At 71.6% G+C, this 21,784-nt stretch carries 19 protein-coding genes and 1 pseudogene; 8 read left to right on the plus strand and 12 right to left on the minus strand.

All coding sequences use genetic code 11. The annotated features are described in order from the left end of the window. Nucleotides 1–21: 21 nt before the first annotated feature. The 3 genes and pseudogenes from ABZ374_RS29270 to ABZ374_RS29280 all read left to right on the plus strand — a co-directional run. Entirely contained in the window at nt 22–336 is a 315-nt protein-coding gene (locus ABZ374_RS29270; RefSeq protein ID WP_360316420.1) for a hypothetical protein, read from the plus strand. 284 nt (nt 337–620) lie between these two features. After that, nucleotides 621–2,126, plus strand: coding sequence for a hypothetical protein (locus ABZ374_RS29275; RefSeq protein WP_360316422.1), 1,506 nt, complete (start codon nt 621–623; stop codon nt 2,124–2,126). Nucleotides 2,127–2,440: 314 nt separating this feature from the next. Then, nucleotides 2,441–2,800: pseudogene (locus tag ABZ374_RS29280) on the plus strand (DUF6569 family protein); the annotation flags it as partial. Nucleotides 2,801–3,093: 293 nt separating this feature from the next. Here ABZ374_RS29280 and ABZ374_RS29285 read toward each other — a convergent pair. Further along, complete coding sequence (locus ABZ374_RS29285; RefSeq protein ID WP_360316424.1) at nt 3,094–3,477, minus strand: hypothetical protein; 384 nt, start codon at nt 3,475–3,477, stop codon at nt 3,094–3,096. 45 nt (nt 3,478–3,522) lie between these two features. On the opposite strand from ABZ374_RS29285, the gene ABZ374_RS29290 reads away from it, so the two are divergent. Next, nucleotides 3,523–3,792 carry a DUF4031 domain-containing protein gene (locus ABZ374_RS29290; RefSeq protein WP_360316426.1) on the plus strand — a complete coding sequence of 90 codons (270 nt, stop codon included), beginning with the start codon at nt 3,523–3,525 and terminating at the stop codon, nt 3,790–3,792. A gap of 16 nt (nt 3,793–3,808) precedes the next feature. On the opposite strand, the gene ABZ374_RS29295 is transcribed toward ABZ374_RS29290, so the two are convergent. Both ABZ374_RS29295 and ABZ374_RS29300 read right to left on the minus strand, forming a co-directional pair. Next, nucleotides 3,809–4,525 (minus strand): metal-dependent phosphohydrolase, encoded by a 717-nt coding sequence (locus tag ABZ374_RS29295; protein WP_360316428.1) that lies wholly within the window; start codon nt 4,523–4,525, stop codon nt 3,809–3,811. 71 nt (nt 4,526–4,596) lie between these two features. Beyond that, complete coding sequence (locus tag ABZ374_RS29300; RefSeq protein ID WP_360316430.1) at nt 4,597–6,711, minus strand: AAA family ATPase; 2,115 nt, start codon at nt 6,709–6,711, stop codon at nt 4,597–4,599. Nucleotides 6,712–7,130: 419 nt separating this feature from the next. On the opposite strand from ABZ374_RS29300, the gene ABZ374_RS29305 reads away from it, so the two are divergent. Next, nucleotides 7,131–8,462 (plus strand): M14 family metallocarboxypeptidase, encoded by a 1,332-nt coding sequence (locus ABZ374_RS29305; RefSeq protein ID WP_360316432.1) that lies wholly within the window; start codon nt 7,131–7,133, stop codon nt 8,460–8,462. Here ABZ374_RS29305 and otsB read toward each other — a convergent pair. The 3 genes from otsB to ABZ374_RS29320 are packed head-to-tail and all read right to left on the minus strand — an operon-like array spanning nt 8,459 to nt 10,364. Further along, nucleotides 8,459–9,316 (minus strand): trehalose-phosphatase, encoded by an 858-nt coding sequence (otsB, locus tag ABZ374_RS29310; RefSeq protein WP_360316434.1) that lies wholly within the window; start codon nt 9,314–9,316, stop codon nt 8,459–8,461. The genes ABZ374_RS29305 and otsB overlap by 4 nt on opposite strands. Before the next feature lie 10 nt (nt 9,317–9,326). Further along, on the minus strand, nt 9,327–10,016 hold the full coding sequence (locus ABZ374_RS29315; RefSeq protein WP_360316436.1) for a LytR C-terminal domain-containing protein: 690 nt from the start codon (nt 10,014–10,016) through the stop codon (nt 9,327–9,329). 12 nt (nt 10,017–10,028) lie between these two features. Then, complete coding sequence (locus tag ABZ374_RS29320) at nt 10,029–10,364, minus strand: DUF3263 domain-containing protein (protein WP_360316438.1); 336 nt, start codon at nt 10,362–10,364, stop codon at nt 10,029–10,031. Between the two features lie 158 nt (nt 10,365–10,522). Between ABZ374_RS29320 and ABZ374_RS29325 the strand changes: the two genes are divergently transcribed. Then, nucleotides 10,523–10,867 (plus strand): cupin domain-containing protein, encoded by a 345-nt coding sequence (locus tag ABZ374_RS29325; RefSeq protein ID WP_360316440.1) that lies wholly within the window; start codon nt 10,523–10,525, stop codon nt 10,865–10,867. Nucleotides 10,868–10,951: 84 nt separating this feature from the next. On the opposite strand, the gene ABZ374_RS29330 is transcribed toward ABZ374_RS29325, so the two are convergent. The 4 genes from ABZ374_RS29330 to ABZ374_RS29345 form a co-directional block, all read right to left on the minus strand. Further along, nucleotides 10,952–11,884 (minus strand): carbohydrate ABC transporter permease, encoded by a 933-nt coding sequence (locus tag ABZ374_RS29330; RefSeq protein ID WP_360316442.1) that lies wholly within the window; start codon nt 11,882–11,884, stop codon nt 10,952–10,954. Then, nucleotides 11,881–12,792 (minus strand): sugar ABC transporter permease, encoded by a 912-nt coding sequence (locus ABZ374_RS29335; RefSeq protein WP_360316444.1) that lies wholly within the window; start codon nt 12,790–12,792, stop codon nt 11,881–11,883. Before ABZ374_RS29335 ends, ABZ374_RS29330 begins: the two co-directional genes overlap by 4 nt. Before the next feature lie 44 nt (nt 12,793–12,836). Then, nucleotides 12,837–14,159: an extracellular solute-binding protein gene (locus ABZ374_RS29340; protein WP_360316446.1), complete on the minus strand. Its 1,323-nt coding sequence runs from the start codon at nt 14,157–14,159 to the stop codon at nt 12,837–12,839. A gap of 410 nt (nt 14,160–14,569) precedes the next feature. Then, on the minus strand, nt 14,570–15,361 hold the full coding sequence (locus ABZ374_RS29345; protein WP_360316448.1) for a DeoR/GlpR family DNA-binding transcription regulator: 792 nt from the start codon (nt 15,359–15,361) through the stop codon (nt 14,570–14,572). 236 nt (nt 15,362–15,597) lie between these two features. Between ABZ374_RS29345 and ABZ374_RS29350 the strand changes: the two genes are divergently transcribed. Both ABZ374_RS29350 and nagA read left to right on the plus strand, forming a co-directional pair. Continuing rightward, complete coding sequence (locus tag ABZ374_RS29350) at nt 15,598–16,563, plus strand: ROK family protein (protein ID WP_360316450.1); 966 nt, start codon at nt 15,598–15,600, stop codon at nt 16,561–16,563. Further along, nucleotides 16,560–17,702, plus strand: coding sequence for an N-acetylglucosamine-6-phosphate deacetylase (nagA, locus tag ABZ374_RS29355; RefSeq protein ID WP_360316452.1), 1,143 nt, complete (start codon nt 16,560–16,562; stop codon nt 17,700–17,702). Before ABZ374_RS29350 ends, nagA begins: the two co-directional genes overlap by 4 nt. A gap of 51 nt (nt 17,703–17,753) precedes the next feature. Here nagA and ABZ374_RS29360 read toward each other — a convergent pair whose 3' ends face one another. Together ABZ374_RS29360 and ABZ374_RS29365 are read right to left on the minus strand one after the other, a co-directional pair. Then, nucleotides 17,754–18,857, minus strand: coding sequence for an ADP-ribosylglycohydrolase family protein (locus ABZ374_RS29360; RefSeq protein ID WP_360316454.1), 1,104 nt, complete (start codon nt 18,855–18,857; stop codon nt 17,754–17,756). A 136-nt stretch (nt 18,858–18,993) separates the two neighbouring features. After that, nucleotides 18,994–21,591, minus strand: coding sequence for a bifunctional FO biosynthesis protein CofGH (locus ABZ374_RS29365; RefSeq protein ID WP_360316456.1), 2,598 nt, complete (start codon nt 21,589–21,591; stop codon nt 18,994–18,996). Nucleotides 21,592–21,784: the final 193 nt, after the last annotated feature.

Consider the following 21,784-nt stretch of genomic DNA (forward strand, 5'->3'; position numbering starts at 1 on the left):
GCATGGATCGAGGTAGGCGAGGTGGACGAGACGACCGCACCCGGGATCGATGTGGGCGTCGCCTGGCGCGAAATCGTGACCATGTGGCAGGGATTGGACGTGCCCGAAGGCCGGCGCGCCGAGTTCGACGGAGAGAACATCACGATGTCGCCACCACCCCTACACGGGCACGAACCGGTCGTCGACCGCTGGGATCCCACAGGACCGTCCGTAACCCTGTTCTCCGAACCCGATGGTGGACCGTACCGACAGTTCCTTCACGTTGCATACGGCAAAACGATCAGGATCCCCGAACCCTTCGGGATCGACCCGGACACCTCGGACTTCCCCCGCTGAGCCGATATTCGCCGGCATCGGCGGTCGCTCGCTCGTAGGCTCGTGATGCGACCGCGGGAACTACGTGTTCCTTCTGTCTTGGCGTACAAGCGCTTTCGGGGTGCTTGGGGTTCGAATCCCTGTCCGGGACCCGTGACCTGCCCGCGGTCGCACGCCATTGCACCCGGGGAACTGCGTGTTCGTACAGAGCCGTTTCCCATCGGTAGGAAGCGGTCCCACGGTTGATCCGGGGACCACATACCGGACCCGCGATCTACCCCGGGTGCCCACGGGGGAGCCTTCCGATGACCGAAATCCTGCGCGCCCTGAGCGCCGACCATCCGGCCCGTGCCGAGGCCGCCGCCACCGTCGTTCGTTTTCTGGACGTCGCGGTGGCCGCGACCGGGCGGGCCTCCTTCTACAACACCCGCGACGAGCAACTGGCCCTGGAGCAGGACGCGCACCGCGCGATGGTCGCGCTGGACCGCCGCCTGTACGCCGGTCTCGTGTGCTCCCCCGGGGCCACCGACCGCAGCCGGCAGCTCGGCGTGTTGCACCTGCTGGATACGCCGGCCCACGAGGACGACGGCACCGCCGTGTACGACGCGGTCGCCGCGCTGACCGTGCCGCGTCGGCTCAAGCTGTTCGGTCTGCTGGCCGAGCGGCGGGTGAACAACGCCCGGGTGCGCCGGTTGATCCTGCGCACCGTCCTGGGCTCCGCATCGCTGGAGTTGTGGTCGGTGCGCTACCGGGACAAGCTCGCCGACGCGCTGCGGCACGCGTGGGGGCTGCGGATGAGCGGCATCCTGCGCTCGATCCTGACCAGGCTGCTCGCCAGCGCACGGCTCGATGCCAAGGAACAGCGCATCCTGGCCCGGGAGATCGACCGCTGGGCGGCGGATCCGGCGCTCGCGCGCGAGTGCGTCGCGTTCGTACTCGGCGCCGACGGCCCGTACACGCTGCCGCTCCCGGTCGCGTATCGGGCCGCCCGTACCGACCTGGCCGCGGGCGCCGCGCTGCCGTTCGAGACGCTCGAAGGGCTGCGCGGCCGATTTCATCCGAACGAGAAGCCGGCGCGCGTGCTGGAGCTGACCGCCGAGCGACTGACCGCGGGTCAGCGGCTCGCCGGGCAGCGGCAGGCCGAGCGCGCGGGCGTCGAGGTCGGGGTCGACCTGGACCGCTACGACGCGGTCCGGCTCTACCTGTACGCGTTCGCCACCGGGATGACCGACGACCTGGCCGCGGCGCTGGATCGGCGGGCCGCCGCCGGTGCGGCCGGGCTCGACCTGGCCGACCGCCGGATCGCCCTGGTGCTGGACGGATCCGCGTCGATGCGCGGCGGCCTCGACCAGCCGCTGCGGCCGATCGCGACCGTGCTCGCGCTGCGCGACGCGTTGCGGGCGGCGGCGGCCGAGTGCCACGACGTGTGGATCGGCGGCGTCCCGGACGGCCGACTGGTGCGGCCCGCCGGGGCCACCTCGGCGGCCGAGGCCCTGGTCGCCGCGTTGCGCACCGGTGCCGAGCTGATCGTGGTGATCGGCGACGGCTACGAGAACGCGCCCGCCGGGCGGTTCGCGCAGGTGCTCGACGCGGCCCACACCCTGGGCGTCGCGGTGCCCGTGGTCCAGCTCTCGCCCGTGCTCGCGGCCGAGGCGACCGGTCTGCGCGGCTACGCGCCGGACCTGCCGCTCGCCCCCGTCCATCGTCCCGAAGCGCTCGAACTCGCCTGGTGCCGGCTGATGTTGACCATCGATCCGGCCGCCGCCGTACCCGCCCTGTTGCGCCTGGCCCACCTGGAGGTGACCGGATGAACACCATCGCCCACGCCCCGCTGCCGATCGGCGAGCTGCTGGCCGGCTGCACCCTCGGCCCGGTGCAGAGCGTCGGCCGGATGCAGGTGCTGCCGCTGCTCGGCGACACGTGCGACGCGCCCACCGTCGCGCTCCCGACCGATCTGTGGATCGGCACGAGCAACTACGGCACGCTCACCTTCGTCAATCACACGCCGCACGTCGCGCTGGTCCCGTGCCATCTCGCGGTGATCGTCGAGCGCAGCGCGCAGGACCACGCGATGCCCAGGGCGGCGCTGGTCGAGCCCTCGGGTCGGCTCGCGTTCGACGCGGCGATGTGCGTGCAGCAGACCCAGGCCGGGCTGATCCCGGAGGGGCCGCAGCCGCTGGCGGTGTTGCCGCTCGCGCTGCGGGCCGCCGCCTCGGCCGGTGCGGACGCGGACGGGTACAGCCGGTTGTGGTCGGCCGTCCAGCGCTTCAACGCCTCCTCCGGCCTCGCCGAGACCGGGAACCTGGTGCTGTTCCTGAAGCACTTCGCGCTCGAACTCGAACGTTTCGTCGCCGAGTTCGAGTGCGTCGAGGATCAGGTGGGCGCGGTGGTGTTGCTCGACGGCGAGATCGCCGGGATCGAGCGGGCGCCCTCGCGGGCTTACTGGTCGGCGATGTGGGAGCCGCTGATCAGGTCCTGCTACGGCGCGGAGGCGGTCCGCCACGGTCTGCACGATCCGGGCGATCCGCCGCCGAGCCGGACCGTGCTGCACCTGCCCGGGGGCGACGGCGCGGCGGCCGGGGACCCGTACGACGTGCTCGCCGAGGCGCTGCGGGCCGCCGACGCCGAGGAGCAGCGACGCGCCGAGCACACCCTGGGCGACGCCGACGCGCACCCGGTGGCGCTGGTCCCGGAGCACACGCATGCCGGGGTCACCGTGGGTCGGGCCGCGAGCGAGCGGCTGGTCGGCGCGTATGCGCTGGGCGGCGATCGGCCGATCTACGCGTCGTTGACCGCGCGCTCGTTCGGCGGCCGAGTCGCGGTGAGGCCGCCGAGTGGGGCGATCGCCTCGGCGTCTCGTTCGCACACCCAGTGCGGGTCCTCGCCCAGCTCGGGTTCCAGGTAGAGCGGGTGGTCGTCGTGCCGAGGGCACGGCGGCCACACCGTGCCGTTCTCGGCGAGCGCCTCCTGGACGTCCTGCCCGATCAGTCCGGGGACGTACGCGGCGCCGTCGGGCCACTGCTCGACCCACCACTTGCGCTCGACCAGGGCGTGCTCGACCACGGTCACCGTCTCGGGGGTCTCGACGCCGTGCGTGCGCAGATCGGCCAGGACCAGGGCGCGGGCGGTCAACAGGGCGACGTCGGTGGGATCCTTGCTCATGGTCCACAAGTGTGCGTGATCGCGACGTATACGAGAATCGACCGCGTGGCTCTCCTCATCGATCCCCCGGCCTGGCCCGGACGCGGGCGGCTGTGGTCGCACCTCGTCAGCGACGTCTCGCATGCCGAGCTGCACGCGTTCGCACGCGAACTCGGCGCGCCGGAACGCGCGTTCGACCGCGATCACTACGACGTCCCGGCCGACCTGTACGCCAGGGCGCTGGCGAACGGGGCCGAGCCGGTCTCCAGTCGGGAACTGGTGACCCGGCTGACCGCGGCGGGGCTGCGGCAACGCAAGCGTTACCGTCCGCGCTGACCGGGTCGACGGCGGGTCAGGACTGCTGGCGCGGGATGGTGCCCTCCAGGCGCTCCAGCTCGGCGCGCATGTTGTAGCGGGCCGCCTCCTCGTACCGGGCCGCGCCCAGTCGGGTGTGGAACAGCCGGGGCAGCGACATCAGGTCGCGCAGCACCGCGGCGCGGGCGGCCCGGAACGCCTCGTCGGGGACGAACGCGTACTCCTCGCGGACCGCCGCCGTGTACGCCTCGTAGCGCTCGCGGTCGGCGGCCAGGATGGCCAGGTCCGCGTCGCACAACACGTGCGCGTTGTGGTCGGATTCGCCGGGCGCGTGCTCGGCGGTCACCCGGACCAGGCGCGCCGTCTCGGCGACCAGGTCCGGCGCCACGCCCGCCTCGCGCAGGCCGCGCTCGGCCAGCCGTGCGCTGCGCTCCTCGTTGTCGGCCCGGGCCGGGTCGTAGACCGCGTCGTGGAACCACGCGGCGAGCATCACCGCGTCGACGTCGTCGGCCTCGTAGGCCAGCTCGCCGATCAGGTCGAGCACGGTGCGCAGATGGTCGGTGTCGTGATAGCGGCGGTGCGGCTCGGCATAGCGTGCCAGCAGGCTCTCGACGACGGCGCCGGCCTCGGCGTGCCCACCGACGAGCCGGGCCCACTGGTCCCGCAGCGTCACGGTCGCGGACTCCTGGATGCGTTCCACCCGGCCAGCATGGCAGAACGAGCGAGCGAAGCCGACCACCAACCGGTTCGACACACGCGGTTCACTCGTATTGGATGCCGATCGCATGCCGATCACCCGCCGTTCGCCGGCCGATCCCGGCCCGATCAGCCGGCGACGGCCGGGGCCGCCAGCGGTTCCGGGAGCGGGCGGGCGTGCAGCACGATCAGGCCGGACACCGCGCGGGTGAGCACCACGTAGAGCCGGCGCAGTCCCTGGGCCTCGGCGTCGACGATCTCGGCCGGTTCGGCGACCGCGACGTGGTCGAACTCCAGGCCCTTGGCCAGCGACGCGGGTACCACGCTGATCCGGGCCTGGTCGGCGTCGTCCGTGCCCAGGACCCGGTGCGCGACGCCGTCCGCACGCAGTGCGGCGGCCACCTCGGGCACCCGTGCGTCGGCGCAGATCAGCCCGATCGAGCCCTCGTGGTCGAGCAGTTCGATCGCCGCCCGGGCGGATCGTAGGGCCAGCTCGTCGGCCGGGACCGGGCGCAGTTCCAGGGCGCCCGCCGCCTGGCGGACCGAGGACGCGGGCGCCAGGCCCGGCGCGATCAGCGGCAACAACCGACTGGCGAACTCCAGGATCTGGAGCGGCACTCGGAAGCCCCGGGTCAGCTCCTCGATCCTGGCTCCCTCGTGTCCCAGGTGCCGCAGCGTCTGGGTCCAGCCGGGGGTGGCCCACGGCGTGGTGCCCTGGGCGATGTCCCCGAGCACGGTGGCCGAGCCGGTGGAGCAGCGCCGACCCACCGCCCGCAACTGCATCGGGGACAGGTCCTGCGCCTCGTCGATGACCACGTGCCCGTAGCCGCCGGTGCGGTAGAGCAGGTCGGCGGTCTCGTCCACGAGCACCGCGTCGGCCATGGTCCAGCGGGCGGATCCCACGCCGCGCGGCGGCGTGGCCCAGCCGATCGCGGCCTGTTCCTCGGCGCTGAGCACGCCGTCCGCGCACGCGGCCCGGAAGTCGGCGTCGCCGAGCAGGCGGAACACCAGCTTGAGCGGGTCCACCGCCGGCCACATCGCGTCCACCGCGGCCTTGACCGGTCGGCTGCGCGCGACCGCGTCCTGGACCCGGTCGTCCGGGGACTCGCCGCGCTCCTCCATCTTGGTCAGCAGCGCGTGTGCGATGCGTTGCCGGAGCATGTCGCGGGCCGCGCCGTAGCGCACGTCGCGGGTGCGCAGCGCGGTGACCAGGTCCTCGACCTCGTGGACCGGGAGCCGCCAGGTGCGCGAGTCGCGGACCACGGCCACCGACTCGGTCGGCGCGCTCAGGCCGGACCACACCGCGCGGCGCAGCACCTCGGCCATCCGCGCGTCGCCCTTGATCGTGCCGGACACGGCCTCGTCCGATGCCCGGACCTTGATCTTGGAGGTGCGGGTGACCAGGTCCTCGACGGTGGTCTGGCCGACCTCGATCTCGCCGAGGGCGGGCAGTACCTGCTGGATGTAGTCGAGGAAGGACCGGTTCGGGCCGACCACCAGGGTGCCGCTGCGGGCGAGGCGGTCCCGGTAGGCGTACAGCAGCCAGGCCACGCGGTGCAGGCCGACGGCGGTCTTGCCGGTGCCGGGCGCGCCCTGTACGCACAGCGTGCGGCCCAGGTCGGAGCGGACGATCTCGTCCTGCTCGGGCTGGATGGTCGCCACGATGTCGCGCATCGGGCCCATGCGCGGGCGCTCGATCTCGGCCGCGAGGATGCCGCTCGCGGTGTCGGCCTCGTCCGGGTCGGTCAGGTGCTCGTCCTCGAACGCGGTCAGTTCGCCGGTCGTCCAGCCGAAGCGGCGGCGCAGTTCGACGCCGAGCGGTTCGGCCCGGTTGGCCCGGTAGAACGCGCGGGACAGCGGGGCGCGCCAGTCCACCACCATCGGGTCGCCGAGTTCGTCGTGGACGTGTCGGCGGCCGATCCAGAAGGACTCGACGGGCTTGCTCGGGTCGGCGCTCACCTCGGCCGGTTCGACGCCCTCGACGCCGTCGGCGAATCGGCCGTCGACCCGGCCGAAGAACAGCGGCGAGCCGGCGTGGTCGGCGAGTGCGGCGATGCGCTTGGCGATCAGGTGTTGGGCGGTCTCGTTGGCGACGGCGGTGGCGCCGACGTCGCGCAGGTCCAGGGCCTCGGTCTCCTCGCGCATCCGGCGCAGGGCGGCGCGGGAGGCGTCCAGGTAGGCGCGTTCGACACCGAGCGGGTCGGGAGTGGGCAGAGCGGGGCCGGTGGTGGCGGGCGCGGACATGACTCTCCGGTTCGAGGCGGCGACAAATCGGAGCCCGGCCGTGTGCGATGCCACGTCCTGGTGCGCCCCTGCGAAGGGCGCGGGCCGGATGCCCGAAGGCGGCGGCCCGCGCGGCCCACCGGTGCCGGGCGCCGAAGACGGTTCCCGATCACTGCACTGGGTGGGACAGCGGAATGAGCGAGCCTAGGCCAGTCCGGCTCTGCCATCAACCGCCTTTGCCGCGCCATGCTCGGTTCCCGACGTGCGAGCCGCGCGAACGCGGCCGGGTCGGTGTGGTGTGGCGCGTGGCGCGGTGAGGTGGGGGACGCGGCGGAGCGCGGCCCGGTGCGTGGCTGCGCGCGGTGCGGTGCGGTGCGGCGTGTGGGTGTGGCGCGGCGAGGCGGTGGCTGTCCTGGTGGGCACGAGGGGATGGGGTCGGGATGCGGGTGTGGGCGACGCGGACGGTGCTCGCGATGGCGCTGGTGGCCGGGGTCGTGCTCGCGCCGACCCCGGTGGGCGGTGGGCGCGCCGGCCGGGTGCCGACCGGGTTCGAGCGGCGCGGTGGCACGCTGTGGACCACCCTCGCCGAGGAGCGGGACTACCTGCGCGACCTGGTCGCGGCGGCGCCGGGCCCGGAGCGGGCCGGCTGGGGCGCCGCCCGGGTCACCGTGACCCGGGTCGGCACGAGCACGCGCGGCCGGCCGCTGGAGTTGATCACCGTGGCCGGCACCCGCTCGGTGGCCGAGCCGGTCCGGGTGTTGTTCGTCTGCGGCCAGCACGGCGACGAGCCGGCCGGTCGGGAGTCCTGCCTGAAGCTGATCCGGGACCTGGCCGCCGACCGCTCGCCGGCGGGACGTCGGCTGCTGGAGCGCGTCACCGTGTTGGTGCTGGCCACGCCCAATCCGGACGGATCGGCGGCGGGCACCCGGGCGACCGCCGAGGGGGTGGATCTCAACCGGGACCACGTGGCGGTGAGCACGCCCGAGGCGCGGGCGATCCGCCGGGTGCTCCGCGAGGCGCGCCCGCACATCGTGCACGACCTGCACGAGTTCACCGTGCCGGCGGATACGGCGAACTCCACGCCGGCCCTGTACCTGTGGCCGCGCAATCTCAACGTGGCCCCCGAACTGCGTTCCTTGGCCGTCGAGTTGGCGCGCGATCGGATCGGCACGGCACTGCCCGCGGCGGGTTGGGCGGCAGGTGTCTACGGGGAGGAGGACACCGGTCGGCCGCTCGGCGGCGACGGGGACGAGCGGTTGTTGCGCAACGCGGCCGCGCTGGACCACGCGGTGGCGGTGCTGGTCGAGGTCGCCACCCGGCCCGTCTCGGCGCTGGAGCGCGCGGATCCGGGCCTGCTGGGTCGGCGGCGGGTGGCCGCGCACCTGGTGGCCGCGCAGGCCACGCTGCGGATGGCCGCCGAACGCGGCGAGGCGATCACGGCGGCGGTGCGCACGTCCCGGGAGCGGGCGGCGCGCGGTGGCGGAGCGGTGTACTTCGCCGGGGCCGACAACGTCCCGGCGGGCCTGGGCGCGGTCGGGCCGATGCCGTGCGCGTATCGGCTGACGCCGGACCGATATGCGAGCGCGCGCGCCGCGCTGGCCGAGCACGGCGTCCGGGTGGAGCCCGACCTGCGGGTGGAGACGGCGCAACCGGCGGGCGCGATGGTCGCGTTGCTCCTGGATCCGCGGGCCCGCTTCGCGGTCGCGACGGCAACCCCCGAACCGTGCCCGGCCGATCCCGACCGGGCACCCACACCCGCCGAGCCGGTCTAGGCCCTGTCCGGCGCGATGTGGTCGGCCAGGCCGGTGAGCAGGTCGGCGACGCCCTCCGGGCCGGGGACGATCAGGTCGGCGCGTTCGGCGAGGGCGTGCACCTCGGCCGAGCCGCTGCATACGGTGAGGCCGGCGGTGCCCTGGTGGCGTACTTCCTCGACGGCTTCGAACGCGGCGAGGTCGCCGAGGTCGTCACCGGCGAACAACACCGAGCCGGCCTGCTTCTCCTTGAGGAAGCCGGTCAGCGCGCGGCCCTTGTCCATCCCCCGGGGGCGCAGTTCGAGCACGTAGCGCCCGGGCTCGACGGCCAGGTCGTGCCGCGCCGCCAAATCGTCGAGCGGATCGCGCAGCAGCGCGAGCGCGGCGTCCGGGTCCGGTGCGCGGCGGGTGTGCACGGCGAGCGCGCTGCCCTTGTCCTCGACCCAGGTGGTCTCCCACAGGTCGAGTGCCTGGAGCAGACCGGGCAGCGCGAGGCGCACCTCGTGCACCCCGGCCGGCGGCTCCGGCGCGCTGATCCGGCCGGTCGCCGCGTCCCAGCGTTCCAGTCCGTAGTGTCCGAGCACGACGAGCTGTTCGAGTCCGGGCACGCCGCGGAAGCGGCCGTACTCGACGGCGACCGCGGCCGGGCGGCCGGTCACGATCACCACCGCGGCCAGGTGCGGGGTCAGTCGGGACAGCGCGGTCACCGCGCGCAGATCCGCGCGGGCCTGGTCCGGGCGGTCGACGATCGGGGCGAGGGTGCCGTCGAAGTCGAGGGCGACGACCGCTCGGGCCGGCTCACCGAGCAACGCGGCAAGGCCCGTTCGGCCGGCCGTCGTGGTGGGTTCGGGCAGCATGGACCGGTTCGTGGTCATGCCGTCCAACCTACCCAGTGGTCAGCGAACCGAGCAGTCGATCGGCCAGCGGGACCACCTGGTCGTCGACCACGATCACGGTGAGTCGATGCCGCGGGATGCCACCGAAGGCCGGCTTGATCCGGTCGATCCCGGGCAGCGCGGCGGCGAGCGCGCGGGCCTGCTTCTCCTGCCCGACGGGGTGGTAGACGGTGGTGGCCGGGACCGAGCCGCGGAACACGTCGGTGCCGGCGACCTCCCAGCCCGCCGCCTCCAGCCGCCGGCCCATGCGCTTGGCGAGCGCCGGCACCTTGCTCTGATCGAGCAGCACCACCTTGCCGTGCGCACCACGCGGGGCCGCGGGCGCCCGGACCGGCGGCACCGGGCGGGCGGATCCGGCCGGGCCCGCGACCGGCGCCGGCCCGAAGCTGTGGCGGACCCGGTCCGCGGCCACCCGGGAGGCGGGCTCGTCCCGGCCGATCGCGAGCACACCGGCCACGACGCAGATCGCCGTCAGCGCGGCCACCGGGAGCAGCCCGCGCCGCGAGCGCACCCACGCGAGCAGGGCTTGGGGCCGCAGGCCGCCGAACGCATCGTGCTCGGGGGCGAGCTCCGGATCCGCCTCGACCTCCTCGGCCCCCAGGTCCTCGTTGGTCCAGATCAGGCCGTACCGACCGAAGCCGGCGAAGACGTCGTACTCGTCCCGGTGGCGCCCGAACACCCGTCCCGCCCCTCAGTGCCCGGGACGGCGCACGGTGGACCGGGCCTGCTGCCGGGCCTCGCGCAACCGCCGCAGCCGCTGGACCAGCATCGGGTCGTGCTCCAGGGCCTCCGGCCGGTCGAGCAGGGTGTTCAGCACCTGGAAGTAGCGGGTCGCGGAGAAACCGAAACGATCGCGCACGGCGCGTTCCTTCGCGCCGGCGTGCTTCCACCACTGGCGCTCGAATTCGAGGATGTCCCGGTCCCGGTCGGACAGCCCGCCCGCGGGCACCGACTCGGGCGGGTGCGCCGGCGCGCCCTGCCCGGGAATCACGGGCACCTCGGGCCGCGCGTCGTGTTCCTCGCCCATCGGTCACCCCTTCGGTACCTCGCCCGGGCCCGTCGACCCGCTTTCGGCATTGTGCCCGCCCGCGCCGACGGACCACCGCACCGGCGCGATGATTCGCCGGAAAAGCCGTGAATCACCCGAGGGGAGGGATCGACACAGAGACCTATATGCTCCGCCGCATGTCTACTTTTGCCGTCCATATCCCCGCCGCCGAGCTCGAAGCCGACCCGCTCGACCCGGCCCAGATCGTCTCCGGCACGCCCGAGGTCTCGGGCCGGGTCCTGTGGGAATCCGAGGACGGCAAGCAGATTCGCGGCATCTGGCAGATCACCCCGGGCGTGGTGACCGACACCGAGGCGAACGAGCTGTTCGTGGTCGTCTCCGGTCGGGCCACCATCGAGATCCGCGGTGGCGCGACGATCGAGGTCGGGCCGGGCGACGCGTGCGTGCTCCAGGAGGGCGACGAGACGGTGTGGACGGTGCACGAGACGCTGCGCAAGGCGTACCACATCACCCTGCCGTAGGCCCTCTTTCACCGGCTCCCGGACGCGACGAAGCCCACAGGCCCCGAGACCTGTGGGCTTCGTGCTTTCGGGAGTCGGCCGAACCTACTTAACCGACCCGGCGGTCAGACCCGACACCACGTGCTTCTCGATGTAGGCGAACAGAATCACCACGGGCACGATCGCCACCACCGAACCGGCGAACAGGTACTGCCATTCGACCCGGTAGGCACCGAGGAAGCTGTTGATGCCGACCGTGAGCGGTTGCTTCTCCGGTGTGGTCACCAGCACCAGGGCGACGGTGAACTCGTTCCACGCCGCGATGAAGGTGAAGATGACCGCCGTGACGATGCCCGGCATCGCCAGTGGCAGCGTGACCCGACGCAGTGCCCCGAGACGGGAGGCACCGTCGATCATCGCGGCCTCCTCCAGCTCGACCGGAATCGCGCTGAAGTAGGCGGTCAGGATCCACACCGAGAAGGCCAGGTTGAACGCGCCGTTGACGAGCACGAGCGCCCAGTACGAGTCGAGCAGATCCAGGATGTAGAACTCCCGGTACAGCCCGACCAGCAACGACGTCGGCTGGAACATCTGGGTGACCAGCACGAGCCCCAGGAAGACGCCTCGGCCGCGGAATCGCTTGCGCGCGGTGTAGTAGGCCGCGGGCAGCGAGACCACCAGCACGAGCAGCGTGGACATGCCGGCGACCAGCAGCGAGATCTTGAGGTTGTCGCCGAGTGTGGACTTGTCCCACACGTCGACGAAGTTGGCCCATTCGAACTTCGTCGGCAGGTAGCCGTCGCTGGTCAGTTCGTCCTTGGGCCGCAGCGCGGTAATGGCCATCTCGATGTAGGGCGCGACGAAGACGATCGCGATCACCCACGCGAGCGCACCGAACCAGAGCTGCTTCTGGCTGTACTTCGAGCCCCCGAGCACGGACTTCTTGCGCCCGGACCCATTCCCGCCGCCCGCGGCGCCCGAAGGCTGCTTCGCGGCGCCGGCGCCCGGCTTACGGCCGGCGGCGGTGGTCGTGCTCATCGGTCGGTCTCCTTGTTACGGCTGACAACGAGGAAGAACGCGACCAGGATGATGATCATCGCGAAGTTGGCCACCGACATCGCGGCGCTTTCCCCGATGTCGGACGCCTTGAGCTGGTACATGAACACCGTGGTCGTCGCGGTCTCGTAGCCCGGACCACCGTTGGTCATCGCCCAGATGATCGGGAACGAGTTGAAGACGTTGATCAGGTTGATCACCACCGCGACCAGGATCGCGGGCTTGAGCAGCGGCAGCGTGATCGACAGGTAGGTGCGCCAGGTGGACGCGCCGTCGATCTTCGCCGCCTCGTACACCTCGCCGGGAACCGTCTGGAGTCCGGCGAGCAGGGTGTACGTGGTGAACGGCAGCGAGACGAAGACCGCGACCGCCATCATCCACGGCATCGCCGTGGACGGCCTGCCGAGCCAGTCCTTGCCCGCGTCCATCAGGTGCAGGTCGACCATGAGCGTGTTGATCGCGCCGTGGGTCTCGTGCAGCATCCACTTGAAGACGACGGCGGTCATGAAGACCGAGGCCGCCCACGGCACGATCATCGCCCAGCGGGCGTACCGCCGGCCGGGGAAGTGCTGGTTGAACAGTTGCGCCAGGAACAGCGACAACACGAGCGTGATGGCGACGACCACCAGCACCCAGACCACGGTGTTCCACAGCACGGCCACGAAGTCCGGCTCGTCGAACAGCTTCTTGTAGTTGTCGGTGCCGTTGGATCCCACCACGACGCCGGTGCGGCGGATGCGCTGGAAGGAGCTCCAGACCATCACCACGACGGGCCACAGGACCACGACGCCGATGAGGAGGACGGCCGGGCCGATCCACGGCAGCGGGGCCAGCGTCTTCTTGACTCTGGTGATGACGGTGGGCGCTCTGCGTACGGCGGTTTCGGCCACGGGGCCGTCCTCCTCCTTCGGTGCTGGGACGTTCCGGTACCGCGTCAGCTCTTCTGCTGCGCGACCGCCGCTTCGGCTTCCTTCTGGAGCTGGTCCAGCACGTCCTTGGGCGACTTGCCGCCCGAGACCGCGCTACCGAGCTGTTCCTTGATCTTCGGCGAGAGCACGTCCCACGCGACGTCGTTCAGCGGGTAGAACTTCGCCTTCGGGAGCAGGTCGATGTACGGCTTGAGGCCCGCGTTGGCGGGGTTGGCCGTCATCTTGGCCATCACCGACTTGGTCACCGGCGGGAAGCTGTACTGCTCCTGGAACTTGATCTGCTGGTCGGTGCTGAACGCGTGGTCCAGGAACGCCTTGATCTGGTCCTTCTTGCCGTTCTTCTTGAACGCCATCATCCAGTCGCAGACCCCGAGGGTCTCGTTCAGCGGGCCCGTCTTGCCGGCGATCGGCGCGGTCGCGTACTTGAGGTTCGGGTAGTCCTTCTTCAGCGTGGCGATCATGGTGGGGTTGCTGTTCACCATGCCGACGCTGCCGCCGTAGAAGTCCGTGTAGACGTCCTTGCGGTTCTTGGTGCCGGGGTTGGACTCGGTCAGTCCGGCCTTGACCAGGTTGTCGTTGACCCAGTTCAGCGCCTCGACGTTCTGCGGGCTGTTGACCGTGTACTTGCCGTTGGTCTGGTAGCCGCCGCCGTTGCCCAGCGCCCAGTTCATGAACTCGCCCTGGGCCTCCTCCTTGCCCAGCGGCAGGCCGAAGGGGGTCGCCACGCCGGCGGACTTGAGCTTGGTCGCGGCGGCCTTGACCTCGTCCCAGGTCTTGGGCGGGTCGGTGATTCCGGCCTTGGCGAACAACTCGGTGTTGTAGATCAATTGCCGAGTGCTGGAGGTGAAGGGAATGCCGTACTGCTTCCCCTTGACCGTCGCGGCGGGCGTGAAGGACTCCACGAAATCGGCCTTGGTGGCGGGCGACATCACGTCGTCGACCGGGTACAGCAGGTCGTCGACGACCTTGTCGGCATAACCGCCGGTCTGCAGCAGGTCGGGCATGTCGTTGTTCTGGATCATGGTCGCGACCTGCTTGTCGATGTCATCCCAGTTGATGACCTGCAGGTTCACCTTGATCCCGGGGTTCTTCTCGTTGAAGCTCGAGATCACCCCGTTCCAGTACTTCTGCATGCTGCCGTCGCCGCTGCCGTAGTCGGCCACGACCAGCTTGATCGAGCCGTCCTTGGGAGCGCCCGCCGCGCCGGAGGCGCCGGGGGTCGCCCCCTTGTCGCCGTCGTCCTTCTTGTCGTCCGAACCACCACACGCTGACAGAAGCAGTGCGGCCGACAGTCCTGTCGCCGCCAATGCCATCTGGTGCCGCTTCATCGCAGAACCGCCTTCATGCCTTCGGGAAAACAGGACCGTTGGTGAGGGTTTGGTCGCACTAAACCCATGCACTCGCTTGCGCAAAACTGTTCGCAACGCAGGTTTGTAGAAAACTCTTGAGCAGCATCGAGCATTTTGCGGACTCGCCGTGTCGGCAGTCAACACCTCGCCGGAACAAAGGTCTACACCAATCTTGGGATTCGCAGGAGGGGTGCAGGAAGTTTGCAGAGCAATTCGTTACCCGCCCGGGCGCGCATGCAGAAGAACCGGCACAGAGGGTGCCGGTTCGATCCCGTGAATGGTCCATCGAGTTGGTTGATCGGTGCGTGCGCAAATGCCCCGGACGTGCGAACGCGCCCGCCGGAAGGCGGGCGCGTGGACTCGGGGCGGAGCGTGCCGAGTGGCCGGGTTCAGACCCGGATGACCCGAACGCCCGCGTCGACGAAGGCCGCCGTGGCCTCCTCCGTCGCCGAGGTGTCGGTCACCAGCACGCCGATCCGATCCAGTGGGCAGATCCGGGCGAACGCCCGGCGGCCGAGCTTGGAGGAGTCCGCGGCCACCACCACCCGGCCCGCGCCGGCGGCCATCAACTGGTTGATGCTCGCCTCGCCCTCGTGGTGGGCGCTCGCGCCGTGCTCGACGTCGATCGCGTCCACCCCCAGGATCGCCACGTCCAGGGCCACCTCGCGCAGGATGCCGGTGGCCAACGGGCCGATCAGTTCGTAGGACTGGGTGCGGGCCACACCACCGGTGACCACGATCTTCACATGCCGACGCACGGCCAACTCGCCCGCGATGTTGAGCGCGTTGGTGACGATCGTGAACGCCTGCGCGTTCGAGTCGCCCTCGGTGTGCAGGTCGGCCCGGGCGACCAGGGCGCGGGCCACCTCGGTCATCGTGGTGCCGCCGTTGAGCCCGATCGTCTCGCCCGGCTTGACCAGCGCCGCGGCGGCCTGCGCGATGCGCTGCTTCTCGGACGCGTGCCGGGCGGTCTTGTAGCGCAGCGGGAGGTCGTAGGAGACCGCGTGCGCGACCGCGCCGCCCCGGGTGCGGGTCAACATCTGCTGCTGGGCGAGCTGATCCAGGTCGCGGCGGATCGTCGCGGGCGAGACGTCCAGCTCCGAGGCGACGTCCTCGACCTCCAGCCGACCGTGCTTGGCCAGCAGTTCGAGGAGCGCACCCCACCGCTCGTAACGGCTCACCCGTGACCTCCCGCCGTGTCCGACAGCCCTGGCCGACTCGTGTCGGATCGTTCGGGACATCCTTGCGGGCGCCCCACACGGGTCGAGCATCGGGGCTTCCGTGAACCTTCGCTCACTCAACGATGCTGTTGCATGTTCATGTTTTCAACTGCTATCCAGTGAGCACAAACGCGCATTCTCGGATCCACCCGCCCTCGGGCTCACAATCTGCCCCATCTACCAGACTTGAGACGCCGATGCCGCTCGTGAACACCCCGCCGTCCGACCTGTCCGGCGCGGACTGCGTCGTCGCGCTCGATGTCGGCGGCACCGACATCAAGGGCGGCGTGGTCGACGCGGGCGGCAACCTGGTCTACTCCGAGCGGCGGCCCACCGGCCGGACCGCGGGCCCCAACGCGGTGGTCGGGGGCATCGTCGACTTCGCCGCCGCGCTGCGCGAGCGGGCGGTCGAGCTGGGTGGCGTGCCGCGGGCGGCGGGCGTCGTGGTGCCGGGGATCGTGGACGATCCGGCGGGGGTCGCGGTGTGGTCGGCCAGCATCCAGTGGCGCGAGGTGCCGCTGCGCTCGTTGATCGCGGACCGGCTCGGCCTACCGGCGGCTTTGAGCCACGACGTGCGCACCGGCGCGCTGGCCGAGGGTCGACTCGGCGCGGGACGCGACTGCGACAACTTCCTGTTCGTGGCGATCGGCACCGGGCTCGCCTCGGTGCTGGTGCTCAACGGCCGCCCCTACCCGGGCGCGCACGGACAGGCGGGCGAGATCGGCCACATCACCGTGCGTCCGGGCGGCGGCCGGTGCACCTGCGGGGCGGTGGGCTGTCTGGAGGCGCACTTCTCCGGGCCCGCCATCGCGCACGCGTTCGCCGAGGCCGCGCCGGGCGACGACCCGCCGCTGAGCGCGGCCCAGGTGGTCGCCCGGGTGGCGGCCGGGGACACCGTCGCGGCGGCTGTGTGGGGCCAGGGCCTGTCCGCGTTCGCGGACGGTCTGCTCACCGGACTCGCCCTGTACGACCCGAAGTTGCTGGTGATCGGCGGCGGGCTCTCGCTCGCCGGGGAACAACTGTTCAACCCCTTGCGGACGTTGCTCGCCGAGCGCGCCGTGGTCCAACACGTGCCGCCGCTGGTGACCGCGGCGCTCGGGGACGAGGCCGGTTGCCGCGGCGCCGGCCTGATCGCGTGGGACACCTTGGAGGTGCGCGGGTGACGGTGCTCGGCAATGCGCGAGTGGTGCTGCCCTCCGGGGTGGTCGAAGGCGCTTCGGTGGGCGTGGTGGGTGATCGGATCGCCTTTGCGGGTCCGGGACTTCCGGATGGCCCCGAGGCGGTGGTCGACGTCGGGGGCGGTTGGATCGTGCCCGGCTTCGTGGACATGCACGTGCACGGCGGCGGTGGTGGTTCGTACACCTCCGGCGATCCCGACGAGGCGCTGCGAGTGGCCGAATTCCATCGCTCGCACGGCACCACGACCACGGTCGCGAGTCTGGTCACCGCCTCCCCGGCGGAGTTGCTGGCCATCGTCTCCGCGCTCTCCCCGCTCGTGCACGACGGCCGGTTGGCCGGGCTGCACCTGGAGGGCCCGTACCTGAGCGCGGCCCGCTGCGGCGCGCACGATCCGACCCAGTTGCGGTCGCCGGACCGGGACGAGGTCACCGCGCTGCTGAAGGCGGGCAGCGGCGCGATCCGGATGGTCACCCTGGCTCCCGAACTGCCCGGCGGCGTCGAGTTGGTGCGTCGACTGGCCGACGAGGGGGTGATCGCGGCGGTGGGGCACACCGACGGCACCCACCGCGAGACACGCGCGGCGCTGGCCGCGGGCGCGAGCGTGGCCACCCACCTGTTCAACGCGATGCGCAGCGTGCACCACCGCGAGCCGGGACCGGTCACCGCGCTGCTCCAGGACAGCGACGCGGTGGTCGAGTTGATCAACGACGGCGTGCACCTGCACTCCAGCGTGGTCAACCTGGCGTACGCGAGCGCGGGCCCGGACCGGGTCGCCTTCATCACCGACGCGATGGGCGCCGCCGGCATGCCGGACGGCGTGTATCCGCTGGGCGTGATGACCGTGGACGTGGTCGACGGCGTGGCCCGGCTGGCCGACGGCGACTCGATCGCGGGCAGCACGCTCACCCTGGACGGGGCGCTGCGCAACAGCGTCGCGGGCGGCCTGCCGATCGTCGACGTGGTGCGTTCGTTGTCCGCGACGCCCGCCCGGGCGCTGGGCATCGCCGATCGGGTCGGCACCCTGGAGCCGGGCAAGCGGGCCGACCTGGTGGTGCTCGACGACGCGCTGCGGGTGCGCGCGGTGATGGCCGGCGGCACGTGGGTGGACCACCGCCGGCCCTGATCGCCCGGCCGTCGCCCGGCCCCGCCGCCTCGAAGTCGGGGCGGCGGGGCCTCAGTTGGGTGGGTAGCGCTTGGCCCAGAAGGTCTCGCCGGCGTCCGGCCCGTGCAGCGTGGTGCCCTGCGTCATCTCCATCGCGAAGTCGTCGGCCAACTCCAGGATGGCGCCGCGGCCCTCCAACTCGGCGACCAGGTCGGCGGGCAGCACGGTGTCGCCGTGCATCGCGCCCAGCAGGTTGCCGCAGATCGACCCGGTCGAGTCGCTGTCGCCGCCGTGGTTGACCGCGAGCAGCAGTCCGGTGCGCATGTCCGGCGCCACCAGCGCGCAGTACAGCCCGATCGACAGCGCCTCCTCGGCCGTCCAGCCCTGGCCCAGCGCCTCGACCCGCTCCGCCGACGGCACACCGGCGCGCACCGCGGCCAGCGCCGCCTCGATCGCGCTCGCCGTCTCGGCGTGCTCGGGACGGGCCTTGACCAGATCCAGCGCCACCCGCACGCCCTCCTCCAGCGGCGCGCCCTGCATCACCGCGTGCACGATCACCGCGAACGCGCCCGCCGAGAGGTAGCCGGTGGGGTGACCGTGCGTCAGGACCGCGCATTCCACCGCGAGTTGGAAGACCAGCTCGGGTCGCCAGCCGACCAGCAGGCCGAACGGCGCCGAGCGCATCACCGCCCCGCAGCCCTTGGATTCGGGGTTCTTGGGCCGCTCCAGCGTGCCCATCACGCTCTCGTCCTCCAGGCCGCGCAGACAGGCGGACCCGGGCGCGCGCGAGCTGTACAGCCACTCCTCGCGGACCAGCCAGCCCTCGTCCTTGCGCTCGTCCGGACCCCACTCGCTCTGGGTCGCCTTCCAGCGCAGATACGCGCCGTGCAGGTCGGTCGGCGGATGCCAGGCCCCGGTGTCGCGCCGCACGTGCGCGCGGATCAGGCCCTCCACCGTGAACAACGTCATCTGCGTGTCGTCGGTGATCGCGCCGTGCCGGTGATACGCCGTCACGTAACCCGCGACGCCGTCGGCTCCGTGTTGTGCGCGGATCTCCGCGAGACTGAGGAACTCGATGCCCGCGCCGAGCGCGTCACCGATCGCCCCCGCGACCAGGCACCCCCGTACCCGGGCCCGAAAGTCCTGCAACCGGTCTCTGGACCAGAGTGCGGCCATGTGTGTGCTCCCCTCCCCCGACACCCCACCGCAGCGTACCGGCGGCCGGTCGTCCAGGGGTCGTACACGCGTCCGACGGCGTGCGGCATCGTACGGACCCCGGGGGCGACGGGTCGCCCCCGGGGGGTGCGTGTGCTCAGTTGCTCAGGATCGGCAGCATGATCTTCTCCACCTCGGCGTCGTGTCGACGGGCCACCTCCTGGCGCTCGGCGCTCACCTCGCCGTAGGTGGTGGTGCGCTGCCGGGCGCGCCGGCCGAGCGAGGCGGCCATCGCCTCCAGTTCGGCGATCGACTTCTTGGAGCCGTTGTCGGCGCCCGCCATCCGGGAGATGGTCTCCTCCATGAGCGTGCCGCCCATGTCGTTCGCGCCGCCTTCGAGCATCAGGTTGGTGCCTTCGACGCCGAGCTTGACCCAGCTCGTCTGGATGTTGTCGATCTTGCCGTGCAGCAGGATCCGGGCCATCGCGTGCACGGCCCGGTTGTCCCGCAGGGTCGGCCCCGGGCGCGCGATGCCGGCCAGGTAGACCGGCGCGTTGGTGTGCACGAACGGCAGCGTGACGAACTCGGTGAAGCCGCCCGTCTCGTCCTGGATCCGGCCGAGCAGGCGCAGGTGGCCCAGCCAGTGCGAAGGCGTGTCCACGTGGCCGTACATCATCGTCGAGGAGCTGCGGATGCCCAGTTCGTGTGCGGTACTGACCACCTCGACCCAGGTCGCGGCGGGCAGTTTGCCCTTGGTCAGGATCCAGCGCACGTCGTCGTCGAGGATCTCGGCGGCGGTGCCGGGGATGGTGTCCAGGCCCGCCTCCTTGGCGGCGGTCAGCCAGTCGCGGATGGACATCCCGGTCCGGGTCGCGCCGTTGACCACCTCCATCGGCGAGAACGCGTGCACGTGCATGTCCGGGACGCGCTTCTTGACCTCGCGCGCGATGTCGAAGTACGCGGTGCCGGGCAGGTCCGGGTGGATGCCGCCCTGCATGCACACCTCGGTCGCGCCGACCGCCCACGCCTGCTCGGCCCGCTCGCCCACCTGGTCCAGGGAGAGGGTGTACGCGTCCGCGTCGGTGCGCCGCTGGGCGAACGCGCAGAAGCGGCAGCCGGTGTAGCAGACGTTGGTGAAGTTGATGTTCCGGTTGACGATGTAGGTGATCTCGTCGCCGTTCACCGAGCGGCGCAAGTCGTCTGCGATCCGGGCCAGTTCGTCCATCGCGACACCGTCGCAGTGGAACAGGGCGAGGGCCTGGTCGTCGGTCAGCCGGGTCGGGTCGGCGGCGGCCCGGGCCAGGGCCGCCTTGACCTCCGAGTCGAGCCGGACCACCGATCCCGTGGCGCTGTCGGCGACCTGTTCGCGCAGCGACTCCCAGTCCCCGTAAACGTTGTCGAAGTCGTCCCGGCGGTCGCCGGTGCGGCCGACGGTGTCGATCGTCACGTGCAGGTCGGTGCGCCCGCTCGCGGCGGCGAAGATGTCCTCGGGCTCCTGCCAGGGCAGCCCCTCGGGGCACTTGCCCTCGATCGCCAGCCCGGTCTCCGGCTCGGCCAACGCCCGCACGTGCGGCAACACCCGCGGGTCCAGCCACGGTTCGCCGCGCTGGATCACCTCGGGGTAGACGTTGAGCCGCTCGCGCAGCGTGAAGCCCGCCTCGGCGGTCCGGGCCGCCAGGAACTCGACCTGCGGCCAGGCGAGTTCGGGGTTTACGTGGTCGGGGGTCAGCGGTGACACGCCGCCCCAGTCGTCGATGCCGGCCGCGATCATCAGCGCGTACTCCTCGCCGATCAGGTTCGGCGGCGCCTGCACTCGCATCTGCGGCCCGAGCACGATCCGGGTCACGGCGATCGCGGCGGCCAACTCGATCAGGTCGGCGTCCGGCGTCGAGCGCATCGCGGTGTCCGGCTTGGCCCGGAAGTTCTGCACGATGACTTCCTGGATCGAGCCGTACTGCCGGGCGACCTTGCGCATCGCGAAGATCGACTCGGCCCGCTCGGTCATGTTCTCGCCGATGCCGATCAGCAGGCCGGTGGTGAACGGGACGTTCGAGCGCCCGGCGTCCTCCAGCACCCGCAGCCGCACGGCCGGTTCCTTGTCCGGCGAGCCGTGGTGCGGGCCGCCGGGCTCGGACCACAGCCGGGTCGCGGTGGTCTCCAGCATCATCCCCATCGACGCGCTGACCGGCTTGAGCCGCTGGAAGTCGGTCCAGGACAGCACCCCGGGGTTGAGGTGCGGCAGCAGACCGGTCTCCTCCAGGACCCGGATGGACATCGCCCGCACGTACGCGAGCGTGTCGTCGTACCCGTGCGCGTCCAGCCACTCGCGGGCCTCGGGCCAGCGGTCCTCGGGCCGGTCGCCGAGCGTGAACAGGGCTTCCTTGCAACCGAGCGCGGCGCCGTCGCGGGCGATCTCGAGCACCTCGTCCGGGCTGAGGAACATCCCGTGGCCCTCGCGCCGAAGCTTGCCGGGCACGGTGACGAAGGTGCAGTAGTTGCAGCGGTCGCGACACAGCCGGGTCAGCGGGATGAACACTTTTCGGCTGTAGGTGATCACCCCGGCACGCCCGACGGCCGCCAACCCGGCGTCGCGCACGCGTGCGGCGGATCGGCTCAGGTCCTCCAGGTCCGCGTCCCGCGCGTGCAGGAGCACGGCTGCTTCCGAGACGTCGAGCATGACCCCGTCTCGGGCTCGCCGCAGCGCACGCCGCATCGAACTCTCGGTGGGACGTCCCTCGTTGGGGGTCGGGGTCATGCGACACCTCGCTGTCGTCGCTGTTGCTCGGGCCGGATCGGCGGGCCGACCGCACCTCGTACGCGCCGACCCAACCGACAAACGGGAGCCGACGCGACGTCGCCCCCCGAACGGACCAAGCGTAGGCGCGCACGATCGAGGCCATTGCGACTCGTGTCGCACGTCACGTAGGTGCGACAGCCCCGACAAACTC

The organism is Embleya sp. NPDC005971 (assembly GCF_040629175.1).
Lineage (GTDB): Bacteria > Actinomycetota > Actinomycetes > Streptomycetales > Streptomycetaceae > Embleya.